We start from the raw sequence: 12,831 nt of genomic DNA on the forward strand, positions 1-12,831 counted from the left end.
TCCTATGTCCGCTCGTTTCGATGCCGATCAGTCTTTCAGACTGTCGAGCAGATGTTGCTTGAGTTTGCCGAGGCGTTGATGGGTGCGCGATTTTTCATCGAGGCTCAAACCGCCGAACAGTTCGACTACCCATTGCTCGTGCGCAACCGCCATCTTGTCGAACGCCTTGCGACCCGCCGGTGTCAGACACACGCTGATCGAGCGGCGGTCGTTCGGATCGTTGTCGCGCGAGACCAGTCCTTCTTTTTCGAGCTGATCCGTAATGCCGGTGATGTTGCCGCCCGTCACCATCAAACGGCGCGACAGTTCGGTCATTTTCAGGCCTTCGGGATGTCGCTCCAATTGGGCCATCAGATCGAAACGCGGCAACGTGGTGTCGAATTCGTTGCGCAGACGCTTGCGCAATTCGGCTTGCACGAGGTTGGTCGTGGTCAGCATGCGCAGCCATAGCCGCAAGCCCATGTGACTATCCGCGCCGGTGCTCATTTCGAGGTCCACGACGTTCTCCGCGGGTTTGGGGACGCCTTTGCGCGGCGGTTTCGTTTCAGCCGCCGCAGCGGGCTTCTTGATGTTCGATGACTTGGTCACATCACTTCTCCACCAGAGATGGAAATGGATTGCCCCGTGATGGCGTCCGAGCCGGGTTGGCAGAGCCAGAGCACCGCATTGGCGACCTGTTCCGGACTCACGAAGCGATGTTGCGGATTCGAGCGAAGCAGGGTCTCGCGCGCTTGTTGTTCGGTGCGCGAGGTCTTGCTGGTGATCTGTTCAAGCGATGCGTGCAGCAGTTCCGTTTCCGTATAGCCTGGACACACGGCGTTCACGGTGATGCCTTTCGTCGCGACTTCCAACGCGAGCGAACGCGTGAGACCGATCACGCCATGTTTCGCGGCGCAATAGGCAGCGACGTACGCGTAGCCGATCTGTCCCGCCGTGCTGGCCACGTTGATGATGCGTCCATGACAGCGTTCGAGCATGCCGGGCAATACCGCGCGTGTGCCGAGAAAGACGCCGGTGAGGTTCACGTCCAGCATGCGCTGCCAGAGCGCCGTGTCGGTGTGTGCGAACGGCGCGGCTTGCGCCTGACCCGCGTTGTTGACGAGGATGTCGACTGCGCCGGCCTCACGGAACGCGTTCGCGACGGAGTCTTCCTGCGTGACGTCGACGCTGATGCACGCCACGTCGCCCAGCGCGCGGCACTTTTCGCGCTGCATGTCGAGACGTTCCGCATTGCGGCCCATCAAGGTCACGCGCGCGCCGGCGCGCAGCAAGCTTTCCGCGACTGCCGCGCCGATGCCGCTGCCGCCACCGGTGACGACCGCGTGCTGTCCCGCGAGGGTGGAATTGAGCGTGTTCACACGGTTCCTTCAGCGCGTTGCGCGCGTTCTTGCGGCGACAGACCGGCGTTCGCGGCGGCTTGAGCGCGCTCGCGTTCAAGGTTGCGTTCCAGTTGGGACTTCGCCGCCGTGTAGGGCTTCGGCCACATCACATCGAAATAGCCGATCTTGGCCGCTTCGTTCAACGTCCACGAAGGATTCGCCAGATGCGGGCGAGCAATCGCGCACAGATCCGCACGGCCTGCCGCGATGATGCTGTTCACGTGATCCGCTTCGGAGATCGCGCCGACCGCGATGGTCGCGATGCCGGCTTCGTTGCGCACGCGGTCGGCGAATGGCGTCTGGAACATGCGGCCGAATACCGGTTTTTCTTCTTTGCTGACCTGGCCCGACGATACATCGATCATGTCGGCGCCGGCGGCCTTGAAGGCTTGAGCGATCTTCACTGCGTCGTCGGGCGTTGTGCCGCCTTCGACCCAATCGTTTGCGGAAATGCGCACGGAAATTGGCTTGTCTTGCGGCCAGACCGCGCGGATCGCCTTGAAAACCTGCAACGGGTAGCGCAGACGATTTTCCAGCGAGCCGCCGTATTCGTCGGTGCGATGATTGGTCAGTGGCGACAGAAAGCTCGACAGGAAATAGCCGTGCGCGCAATGCAATTCGAGCCAGTCGAAACCCGCTTCCACCGACATTTGCGTGGCGCGGACGAACTGCGCTTCGATTTTACGCAACTCGTCTTGCGTGGCTTCGCGCGAATGCTGGCTGACGCCACGCAGATATTGCTGCGGCGATGCCGAGATGAGCGGCCAGTTGCCTTCCGTGAGTGGCTGATCGATGCCTTCCCACGAGACACGTGTCGAGCCTTTCGCGCCGGAATGGCCGAGCTGAATGCCGATCTTCGCATCCGACTGACGATGCACGAGATCGACGATGCGCTTCCACGCGGTGAGATGCTCGGGCGCGTACATGCCCGGACACGCGGGCGTAATGCGCGCTTCGGGCGAGACGCAGGTCATTTCCGTCATGACGAGCCCTGCGCCGCCCATCGCGCGGGCGCCGAGATGCATCAGGTGATAGTCGCCCGCAATGCCGTCGACGGCCGAGTATTGCGCCATGGGCGACACCACCACGCGGTTTTTCAGCGTGACGCCGCGCAGCGTGAAGGGCGTGAACATCGGCGGGACGGAGTGCTTCTCCGGCGCGCGATTCACGCCGGAGCGCTGGGCGAGCCAGTCTTCGAAGACGGACAGGTACTGCGCATCACGTTCACGCAAATTTTCGTGAGAAATACGCTGCGAGCGCGTGAGCAGCGAATAAGCGAACTGTTCCGGCTCGAACGACGTGTAGCGGTCGACATGCTCGAACCATTCCGTCGAATTGCGCGCCGCGTTTTGAATGCGCAATACGTCGATGCTGCGCACGTCGGTGTAATGCTTCAGCGCGGCGGCGAGGTCACCCGGATGCGCGCCCATGCTGTTGGCGAGTTCGATCGAATCTTCGAGCGCGAGCTTGGTGCCCGAGCCGATCGAGAAGTGAGCGGTATGCGCGGCGTCGCCCATGAGGACGACCGGCGTTTGCGTGCCGTCCGCGTTGCTGCGCCAATGCACCCATTCCTCGTTGACGACGCGCGGGAAGCGAATCCATTGCGACGAGCCACGCAAATGCGCCGCGTTCGACAACAAGGGGTTGCCGTCCAGATACTTCGCGAACAGCTTTTCGCAGAAGGCAATGCTGTCTTCCTTGCTCATTTCGTCGAGGCCGGCGGCGCGCCACACGCGCTCCGGCGTTTCGACAATGAACGTGGAGGTCTGATCGTCGAAACGATAGGCGTGCGCCTGGAACCAGCCGAACTCGGTTTCTTCGAAAGCGAAGGTGAAGGCGTCGAAGAGTTTTTTGGTGCCGAGCCAGACGAAGCGGCAATCGCGCATGTCGACGGAGGGGCGATAGGTGGCCGCGTACTTTTGACGGACCGCGCTGTTGGCGCCGTCGCAAGCGATGATCAGGTCGGCCTCGTAGACGCTGTCGTCCGTGACCTGGGTTTCGAAAACCAGCTTGACGCCGAGTTCCTCGCAGCGCGCTTGCAGGATATTCAGCAGACGCTTACGGCCGATGCCGCAGAAGCCGTGACCCGATGAACGGATTTGCCGGCCGCGGAAATTGATCTCGATGTCGTCCCAGTGATTGAAGGCGTCGAGGATCGCGTCGGCGCTGGGGGCGTCGGCGGCGCGCAGATTGCCGAGTGTCTGGTCGGAGAAGACGACGCCCCAGCCGAAGGTGTCGTACGGGCGGTTGCGCTCGACCACCGTGACATCGTAGGCCGGGTTCCGGCTCTTCATCAAGAGGCCGAAGTACAGACCGGCCGGGCCGCCACCAATGCAAACGATGCGCATGCTTGTTCCCCATATGTGAACGCTGCTGATGGAGATAATTTAGGCGTAGATAGTTTAGATGTCAAGTAAATGTGCGGGCGAAAACACCGAGCCACAAAGCGGCGCGGCGCTGGCCTGACAGCCAGCCGGACTAGACGGTCGGGTGGATTACAGCAGCTGTGAAAATAAAGTATGTGGCGAACCTGCATTTTCGACACTGAGGCGGGGGTACACAAACCCTGCCCGAGAACGTGGCCCGCTCGCGAATTGAAGCTTGCATCAGCTTGGCCCCAGGCGGCCTCGATGCATCAGACGAGCGCTTTGCTGGCAGCGGCCGTGCGGCCGCGCAGCCAGTTAATGCTCGCGAAGAGCAGCACGGCGAACACGATCAGCATCGTCGCCACGGCGAGGATCGACGGGTCGATCGAGTCGCGAATACCGCTCCACATCTGCCGCGGCACGGTGGTTTGATCCGGGCCGCCGATAAACAGAATGACGATGACCTCGTCGAACGAGGTCGCGAAAGCGAAGACGCTGCCGGTCGCGACCGCCGGCGTGATGAGCGGCAAGGTCACGCGCCTGAATGTGACCCACGGCGTCGCGCCGAGCCCCGAAGCGGCGCGCAACAGACTCTGATCGAACGAAAGCAGTGACGCGGTCACGGTGATCACGACGAATGGCGTGCCGAGCGCCGCATGCGCCAGGACCACGCCGGGATACGAGTTCACCAGGCCGAGCGGTGCGAAGATCAGATAGAAGCCTGCGGCGACGACGACGATCGGTACGATCATCGGCGAGATGATGATCGGCATGATCAGCGAGCGCAGCGGAAACTGCGTGCGCGAAATGCCCAGCGCGGCGAGCGTGCCGAGACATGTGGCGATCAGCGTCGATGCCGCGCCGATGCCGATGCTGTTCAGGAGCGATCGTTGCCAGCCCGCGCTCGTGAGCGCCTGCTCATACCAGCGCAGCGAAAAGCCCTGCAACGGGTAGGAGAAATACGAGCCCGAATTGAACGAGAGCGGGATGATCGCGAGAATCGGCGCAATCAGGAAAAACAGCACAAGCGCTGTATGCAGCCGCACCCAGCGCGCGGCGATGCGTTCCGTCAGCACCTTGTTGCGTTGATCTTGCATGTCGTTCCCTCGTCGTGTCCGCATGTTTCAACCGAGTTTCAACCGAGTCTCAACCGAAGCGCAAGCGGTCGATACCGACGATGCGGTTGAACAGGAAATAGAAGATCGCCGTGAAGATCACGAGATAGGCCGAGAGCGCACCGGCAAGGCCCCAGTTGAGTTGCGTGTTGGTCTGTATCGCGATGAGCTGGCTGATCATCTCGTCGCCTGCGCCGCCGAGCAGTGCGGGCGTGATGTAGTAGCCGAGCGCGAGCACGAACACGAGGAAGCAGCCTGCTCCCACGCCCGGCAGCGTCTGCGGCATGTAGATCCGCACGAACGCGGTGAACGGGTGCGCACCAAGCGATTGCGCGGCCCGCACATACACGGGCGATACCCTCTTCATGACCGAATAGATCGCGAGAATCATGTAGGGCAAGAGCACATGCGTCATGCCGATGAGCACGCCCGCGCGGTTGAAGATGAGCGGCAGCGGATGCGTGGTGAGCCCGAGCCCCATCAGCAGGCTGTTGATGACGCCGCCCGGTTGCAGCAAAACGTACCACGCGGTCGTGCGCACGAGCACCGAGGTCCAGAACGGCACGATCACAAAGAGCATCAGGCGGTTGCTGCTTTTCGCGGGCAGGTTCGCGAGCAGCCATGCGACCGGATAGCCGAACACAAGGCACAGCAGCGTGACCGTGGCGCTAATCGAGATCGTGCGCACGAACGCCTGTCGATAGACGGAAGCGTTGTCCGGCACGAACGCCACTGAGCCTTGCGGTGTCACTTGCGCATCGACGGCCGCGAGCAGGTAGTCCGGCGTCGGCGACGTGGCGGCGCGCTTCAGCAAGCGCCAGATCTCCGGCGAATTCCAGCGTGCGTCGAGTTCAATGAGCGCCGGTTTCCACACGGGCGGCGCATCGGCGGGCAACTGGCGCGCGGTGCGCATCAACAGGCTACGGAACTCGGCCTGATCGAAGTTCAGCCGCCGCGCGACCGTGCCGAGCTGCCCGTTTTGCTGCGCCTCCTTGAGCCCCGCAGCGAGCAGGGCGAACATGCGCTCGTCGGGCACGCCGCGCCCGTCCCATGCAACGAGCGCGCGCGTGAGCGCGGGCATGCTGTCGGGCACTTCGTGATTCTGCACGCTGCGCGCGAGCAGGAGCGCGATCGGCGCGATGAACGTCGAAAGCAGAAACACGATCAGCGGCAGCGCGAGCAAAAGCGCCTGCACCGATGCACGGCGGCGCGCCTTTTGAAACGACGCGCGGCCGTCGGCTCTCGTCGGAGAGCCCGGGGCCGTGGCTCGGGCCGAAGCGGGCATGTGGGTAGTCAAGTTGGGCTCTCGTCGGACGGTGGTGTTACTGCGTCAGCCACACCTGGAAGCGCTTATTGATCTGGTCCGCGTTGTCCGCCCAGAAGTTCGCGTTGATCTGCAAGGCGCGCTTGAAGTTCTCGGGTGCGGTCGGCAGATCGGCGAGGCGTTGCTTGTCGACCAGCGCGATCGCGTCCTTGCGCGGCGGTGCGTACGCGATGTACTTCGATAAATCCGCATACGCCTTCGGCTGCGAAGCGGAGACGATGAATTTCGCGGCGGCGTCGGCGTGCTTCGCGCCCGTCGGAACGGCCCACCAGTCGAAGTCGTAAACTTGCGCGTCCCAGACGGTCTTGAACGGCTTGTTGTCCTTCTTCGCGGCGTCGGAAATACGGCCGTTGTAGGCCTGTGTCATCACGACCGCGCCGTCCGCGAGCAGCTGCGGCGCCTGCGCGCCCGACTCCCACCACACGATGTTCGGCTTGATCGTGTCGAGCTTCTTGAACGCGCGATCCACGCCAGCGGGCGTAGCGAGCACTTTGTAGACATCTTTCGGATCGACGCCGTCCGCAATCAACGCCCATTCCATCGTGACCTTCGGCGACTTGCGCAGGCCACGCTTGCCGGGGAATTTCTGCAGATCGAAGAAGTCGTTGACGGTGGTCGGAGCGGTCTTCAGCTTGCTCGTGTCGTATGCGTAGACCGTGGACCAGACCATGCTCGCAACCGCGCAATCGCTGATCGTGCCGGGGATGAAGTCACTCGTCTTGCCGAGCGTCTTCTTGTCGAACTTCTGCAGCAGGCCTTCGTCGCAGGCCGTGATTGCATCGTTCGTTTCGAGGTCGATCAGGTCCCACGTGGTGTTCTTCGCCTGCTCCATCGCGGAGAGCTTCGCGAGACCGCCGTCATACGATTCGGTCGAGAAGCCGATGCCAGTCGCCTGGGTGAACGGCTCGAAATAAGCCTTCTTGGCCGCCGCTTCGTATGCACCGCCGAAGGTCACGACGGAGAGCGTCTCCGCTGCCTGGGTGGTCATGGTGGCGAAGGCGAGTACTGCGAGTGCGACGCTTTGTGTTTTGATGAGAGTGCGCATTTTAGTTGGCTCCTGCAGGTGCGGTCGTGATGATGGAAGGTGAGAGCGGGGTGGATGCCTGGATCACGGGCGCGCTGCGCGGCGCGCTCATCGCGAGAATCTTGCAGTCGTCGTGGCGCCATGCGATCTCGATCGCGCTGCCGGGCGAAGGCAGCGCATGGCGTTGCGTATTGGGCACTTTCACGACGAAGGAATCGCGCGACCCGAGCGCAAGGTGCACGCGATGATGATCGCCGCAATACACCAGTTCCTCGACGTGTGCGCGCACCACGTTGCTGTGTTCGTCGACCTGCGCGCCTGCGGCGCTCGGGATATGCGCGCGTTCGGGGCGCAGCGCCAGCATCGCTTCGTCGCCCGCATGCAGGCCGGGTTCGCAACGGCCACGAATGACGCTGCCGTCTGAGAGCGCGAGCGTCGCCCACTCTTCGCCGGCAGTGACGACGCGCCCGGTCAGCCCGTTGTTCTCGCCGACGAAGTTCGCGACGAAGGCGTTCTGCGCATTCTCGTAGAGTTCGCTGGGCGTGGCGGCTTGCTGAATACGGCCATCGGAGAACACGGCGACGCGGTCCGACATCGTCAGCGCTTCGGCCTGATCGTGCGTCACGTAGACGATCGTGAGCGACAGCTCGCGATGCAGGCGCATGATTTCGTATTGCATGGTTTCGCGCAGGCGCTTGTCGAGCGCGCCGAGCGGCTCGTCCATCAGCACGACGCTCGGCTCGAACACGAGCGCGCGCGCGAGCGCCACGCGCTGCTGCTGTCCGCCGGAGAGCTGCGCGGGACGCCGGTTCGCCAGATGCGGCAGCTCGATCATCTCGAGCGCGCGCTTCACGCGCGTTTTCTGCTCGGCGCGGCTCACGCGACGCACGGAGAGTGGAAATGCGACGTTCTCCGCAATCGTCAGATGCGGAAAGAGTGCGTAGTTCTGAAACACCATGCCGATGTCACGCTGATGCGGCGGCTTGTCGTCGAGCCGCCGTCCGTCAAGACGTATCTCGCCGTGCGTGGGCGATTCGAATCCCGCCAGCATCATGAGCGTCGTCGTCTTGCCCGAACCGGACGGACCCAGCAGCGACAGGAATTCTCCCTTGCGCACGTCGAGGTTCAAGTCATCGACGACGTATTGAGCGCCGTCGTACGATTTGCTCACGCCCGAGAACGAAATGAAGGAAGGGTTTGACATCGTGATCGCGTCCTGTCGATGATGCGTCGTAATCAATGCGTGCCGGGCTGCGTCGCGGCGATTTTGCTGGCGACATAGCGCGCGAAGTCATAGTTGGGGCGTTCGAGAGGGCTCAAGTGACCGGGCTTCGCGAGTGGCGCGTGCACGCCGCGAAAGACGGCTTCCACGCCGCGTTTGTCTTCCGCGTTCACTTCGTCGAGCAGCTTCTTTAGCGTCGTCATGTGCGCGTTGGCTTCGGGATCGGCGATGAACTCCGGCGCAAGTCCGCCGCCGAAGCGGATATGCACGCGCTCCACGCCTTGAGGCTGCAGCACGAGATACCAGAAGTAACCCGGCGTAAGCGTGACGAGATGCGTCGGATAGATCGCGAGCAGCGCCGTGGTCTTGCGCCAATGTCCCGTGAGGCGCGTGTTGTCCGGATGCGCGTTGCCGATGGGCAAGGACGCTTCCTTCGTAATCCAGTGATAGTTGAAGGCTGGATAGCCGGGCGGGCATTCCATTTCCTCGAGCCGTGAATGCGGTCCCACTGTCGCGCGATGCAGCATCGGCAGGTGGTAGCTTTCCATGAAGTTTTCCGCGAGGATCTTCCAGTTCGTGTCCCACACGTGCTCTTCATAGAAAGTTTCGATGTAGTCCGCCATGCCGTACGCACCGACGAGGTCGCTCAGTTCGGCGAGTTGCGCGTGAACGGGCGGCGCGTTTTCGTCGAGGGTCACGTAGATCCAGCCTTGCCATTCTTCGCAGCGCACGGCGGGCAGCTTGTAGCTTTCCTTGCAGAAGCCCTCTTGCCGATCCATGAGCGGCGCGCCTTGCAGCGCGCCGTCCAGCGAATAGTTCCAGGCGTGATATGGGCAGACGATGCGACGCACGTTGCCGCGTCCTTCGAGCAGTACCGACATGCGGTGCAGGCACACGTTCGACATCGCCTTGAGCTGCATCTGTTCGTCGCGCAATACGACGATCGGTTGCGCTCCGATCCGCGCCGTCATGTAATCGCCGGGCACTTTGAGCGCACTCGCGCGGCCGACGCATTGCCATTCACGCTCGAAGATAGCGCGCTCTTCCAGCGTGAGGAATTCGGGCGACGTATAGACACCGGGCGGCATCGCGTGCGCATCGCTGAACGGCCGTTCGCAACCCGTCTGCAGTTCGTCGACAAGCGCTTGCACTGCGATCGTCCTTGCCGGGTTGCTCATGGTCTCCCCCTCGATTCGTCACGGTGAAAGCGCGGCGACGTAAGGCTTTGCGGCGTGGCGCTCAACATGGACACCAATCTATCAAGCCAAATTGCAAGCCAAAATATTGTTTTCAGATACAAAGCAAAGCTTTTGCCTATGCATTGCGTGCACGCTTAAAGCAGACAAACGCGCTTTCCTATCATGCATCGATATGCAACCGCCGAATATAGGTTTCGCAGAACGACGCGAAGCGATGCACCACCTGGCGCGGCTTCATTGTGCGCGATTGCGCGATGCCGAGTGTCGTTGCGTTGACGTTGTCTTTGAAGCGCTTAATGACGAACTCTTCCCCATCGACAGTGCGATTCGATTTGAGCGGAAAGTTCAGGAGGCTATAGCCGAGACCGTTGGCCACCATGCCGCGCACGACCTCCGGCTGCGACGAACGGAACGCGGGCACAGGACGGCTGCCCACCGCGTCGAAGAGTGCGGCGAAGTACTCGCGGCTGTGCGGCAGGTCGAGCATCACGTACGGCTCGGGCAGGAGGTCTGCGAGCGATATCTTGCGCGCGCGTGCCAGACGATGCGTCCTCGGCAGGATCGCATAAGGCGGCAACGAGAGCAGCGGCGTGAAGGCGATTTCCTCGGTCAAGTCGAGGCTGTAGGTGAGGGCAATGTCGAGCGAGCCGTCGTGCAGGCCGCGCAAGAGGCCATCCTGATGCGCCTCGACAGTGCGAAACGAGATGCCCGCGTTCTCGCCCGTGAATCGGCTGATCAGGCCCGGCATGAGCGGCGGCGCAAGCGAGACGAGGCAGCCGAGCGTGATGGCGCCTGTCATGCCGCCGTCCATTTCCTTCGCGGTGGTCTGCAATTCCTCCGCGAACTTCAGAAGATTGCGCGCTTGCCCCAGCAGATCGCGGCCGGCTTGCGTGAGCGAGAGGCCGCTCGCGTGATGCCGTATGAAGAGTTGCACCCCGAACGACTCTTCGAGATCCGCGAGCGCCGTTGAGATGGACGGCTGTGAGATGTGCAGACGCTTGGCGGCGGCGGTGAAGGACAGGGCTTCTGCCGTGACCACGAAATAACGCAACTGGCGCAACGAGTAGCGCAACGGTTGACTCTCCATCGACGAGGCTCCGTGTTCAAGGTCTCCAATGGGCGGCATTGTGAAGCGGTCAAAAAGGCCTGCATAGGTAAATCCGATGCCATGCATTTTTTAAATATATTTTTCAAATTCTGAAGGGGCGCGTAGATTTTCACGCAGACGAACGGACCAGGCGGCAACGCGCCGTCGGAAAACACTACCGGGTCCGCAACGATCGCAAGCGCTGAAAGGCCGCGACGCCGCGATCGAATCGAAACATTCCGCCTTTTCAGAAGGACACAGCCATGACAGTGGAAACAACGTCAATCGACACGCTCGTAGTCGGCGCCGGCCAAGCCGGCGTCGCCATGAGCGAACATTTGAGCAAGCTTGGCGTGCCGCATCTCGTGCTGGAACGCGCTCGTATCGCGGAGCGCTGGCGCACGGGACGCTGGGATTCGCTGGTTGCCAATGGCCCCGCGTGGCACGATCGTTTCCCCAACCTCGAGTTCGCGGACTTCAACCCGGACGCGTTCGCTTCGAAGGAGCAGGTCGCGGACTATTTCGTCGCTTATGCGAAAAAGTTTGAAGCACCGATCCGCACCGGCGTGGAAGTGAAGAAGGTCGTGCGCAATGCGGGGCGGCAGGGCTTCACCATCGAAACGTCGGAAGGCACGATCGAGGCCAATCGCGTGGTGGTCGCAACCGGGCCTTTCCAGCGCCCCGTCATTCCGCCGATCGCGCCGCAAGATCCGAAACTTACGCAGATTCATTCCGCCGACTATCGCAATCCGAATCAATTGCCCGAAGGGGGCGTGTTGGTGGTGGGTGCGGGATCGTCGGGCGTGCAGATCGCGGACGAGTTGCAACGGGCGGGCAAGCGCGTCTATCTGTCGGTCGGCGCGCACGATCGTCCGCCACGCGCCTATCGCGGCCGGGACTTCTGCTGGTGGCTCGGAGTGCTCGGCGAATGGGATGCAGAGGTCATGAAGCCGGGCAGAGAGCACGTCACGATTGCAGTGAGCGGTTCGCGTGGTGGCCATACGGTGGACTTCAGGCGTCTCGCGAATCAGGGCATCACGCTCGTGGGTCTGACGAAATCATTCGATGACGGCGTGGTGACCTTCGAAGCGGATCTCGCGGCGAACATCGCGCGCGGCGACGAGAACTATCTGTCGCTGCTGGACGCGGCCGACGCGTATGCCGAGCGCAACGGTCTCGAGCTTCCCGAAGAGCCCGAAGCCCGCGTCATTCCCGCGGATCCGGAATGCGTGACCCACCCGTTGCACGATCTCGATCTGGCGAAAGCCGGTGTGACGTCGATTGTCTGGGCGACCGGGTATGCAGTCGATTTCAGCTGGTTGAACGTCAACGCTTTCGATGAAACGGGTAAGCCGAAACATCAGCGCGGCGTTTCGAAGGAGCCGGGAATCTATTTCCTCGGTCTGCCCTGGCTATCGCGCCGCGGCTCCGCATTCATCTGGGGCGTGTGGCACGACGCGAAGCACATCGCCGATCACATCGTCACACAGCGTAAATACCTGGCTTATTACGATGATGAGCAACGCGAGGCGCACGGCCGCCGCGAGAACAGCGTTGCAAGCGTTGAAAACACATCCGCCGATTCACGCATCCACAAAGTCAGCGAGATGGGTGTGAATTGATGCGTATGCCTTTCTAATCCGCGATCCATTTCTTCCTAACATTAAGGTGCATTGATGAGCCAACCTACGCATACCCGTATCCGTATGTTCAATACGAAAGATACGTATCCGAACCAGACGCTCGACAACGATCTTTGTCAGGCCGTGCGCGCCGGCAACACGGTCTACGTGCGCGGTCAGGTGGGCACGGATTTCGAAGGCCGCTTGGTCGGCATCGGCGATCCGCGTGCCCAGGCCGAGCAAGCGATGAAGAACGTCAAGCAATTGCTGGAAGAAGCGGGCAGCGACCTGTCGCACATCGTCAAGACGACGACGTTCCTGACCGACATCCGCTACCGCGAGCCGGTCTACCAGGAAGTCGGAAAGTGGTTGAAGGGCGTGTTTCCTATTTCGACCGGCTTGGTGGTGGTCGCGTTGGGTCAGCCGCAGTGGTTGATGGAGATCGACGTTATCGCGGTCATTCCAGATGGATGGACGCCGCCGAAGGCCTAAG

At 61.9% G+C, this 12,831-nt stretch carries 11 protein-coding genes; 2 read left to right on the plus strand and 9 right to left on the minus strand.

Annotated elements, in window-relative coordinates; genetic code table 11:
* Positions 1-27: 27 nt before the first annotated feature.
* The 9 genes from P0D80_RS20210 to P0D80_RS20250 form a co-directional block, all read right to left on the minus strand.
* A complete protein-coding gene (locus P0D80_RS20210; RefSeq protein WP_132379110.1) occupies positions 28-588 on the minus strand; it encodes a MarR family winged helix-turn-helix transcriptional regulator in 561 nt (186 codons plus the stop codon).
* The gene (locus P0D80_RS20215) at positions 585-1,358 is read right to left on the minus strand and encodes an SDR family NAD(P)-dependent oxidoreductase (RefSeq protein WP_408286268.1); all 774 of its coding nucleotides are present in this window, start codon (positions 1,356-1,358) and stop codon (positions 585-587) included. The genes P0D80_RS20210 and P0D80_RS20215 overlap by 4 nt, the downstream gene beginning before the upstream one ends.
* Positions 1,355-3,727, minus strand: a complete 2,373-nt coding sequence (locus P0D80_RS20220) for a bifunctional salicylyl-CoA 5-hydroxylase/oxidoreductase (RefSeq protein ID WP_408286270.1) — start codon at positions 3,725-3,727, stop codon at positions 1,355-1,357. Before P0D80_RS20220 ends, P0D80_RS20215 begins: the two co-directional genes overlap by 4 nt.
* 287 nt (positions 3,728-4,014) lie before the next feature.
* The gene (locus P0D80_RS20225; RefSeq protein WP_132379104.1) at positions 4,015-4,842 is read right to left on the minus strand and encodes an ABC transporter permease; all 828 of its coding nucleotides are present in this window, start codon (positions 4,840-4,842) and stop codon (positions 4,015-4,017) included.
* Positions 4,843-4,891: 49 nt separating this feature from the next.
* Entirely contained in the window at positions 4,892-6,145 is a 1,254-nt protein-coding gene (locus P0D80_RS20230; protein WP_408286366.1) for an ABC transporter permease, read from the minus strand.
* Positions 6,146-6,182: 37 nt separating this feature from the next.
* Positions 6,183-7,229, minus strand: a complete 1,047-nt coding sequence (locus tag P0D80_RS20235; protein WP_408286273.1) for an ABC transporter substrate-binding protein — start codon at positions 7,227-7,229, stop codon at positions 6,183-6,185.
* Position 7,230: 1 nt separating this feature from the next.
* Entirely contained in the window at positions 7,231-8,412 is a 1,182-nt protein-coding gene (locus P0D80_RS20240; protein WP_408286275.1) for an ABC transporter ATP-binding protein, read from the minus strand.
* A gap of 32 nt (positions 8,413-8,444) precedes the next feature.
* Positions 8,445-9,608, minus strand: coding sequence for an SRPBCC family protein (locus P0D80_RS20245; RefSeq protein ID WP_408286276.1), 1,164 nt, complete (start codon positions 9,606-9,608; stop codon positions 8,445-8,447).
* A gap of 181 nt (positions 9,609-9,789) precedes the next feature.
* Positions 9,790-10,716 (minus strand): LysR family transcriptional regulator, encoded by a 927-nt coding sequence (locus tag P0D80_RS20250; protein ID WP_408177388.1) that lies wholly within the window; start codon positions 10,714-10,716, stop codon positions 9,790-9,792.
* Positions 10,717-10,979: 263 nt separating this feature from the next.
* Between P0D80_RS20250 and P0D80_RS20255 the strand changes: the two genes are divergently transcribed.
* Both P0D80_RS20255 and P0D80_RS20260 read left to right on the plus strand, forming a co-directional pair.
* Positions 10,980-12,338 carry a flavin-containing monooxygenase gene (locus P0D80_RS20255; RefSeq protein WP_408286277.1) on the plus strand — a complete coding sequence of 453 codons (1,359 nt, stop codon included), beginning with the start codon at positions 10,980-10,982 and terminating at the stop codon, positions 12,336-12,338.
* A 54-nt stretch (positions 12,339-12,392) separates the two neighbouring features.
* Positions 12,393-12,830: a RidA family protein gene (locus P0D80_RS20260; RefSeq protein ID WP_408177386.1), complete on the plus strand. Its 438-nt coding sequence runs from the start codon at positions 12,393-12,395 to the stop codon at positions 12,828-12,830.
* The last annotated feature ends 1 nt before the right edge of the window (position 12,831 follow it).

The sequence above is a fragment of the Paraburkholderia sp. RL17-373-BIF-A genome, from assembly GCF_046030175.1.
GTDB lineage: Bacteria > Pseudomonadota > Gammaproteobacteria > Burkholderiales > Burkholderiaceae > Paraburkholderia.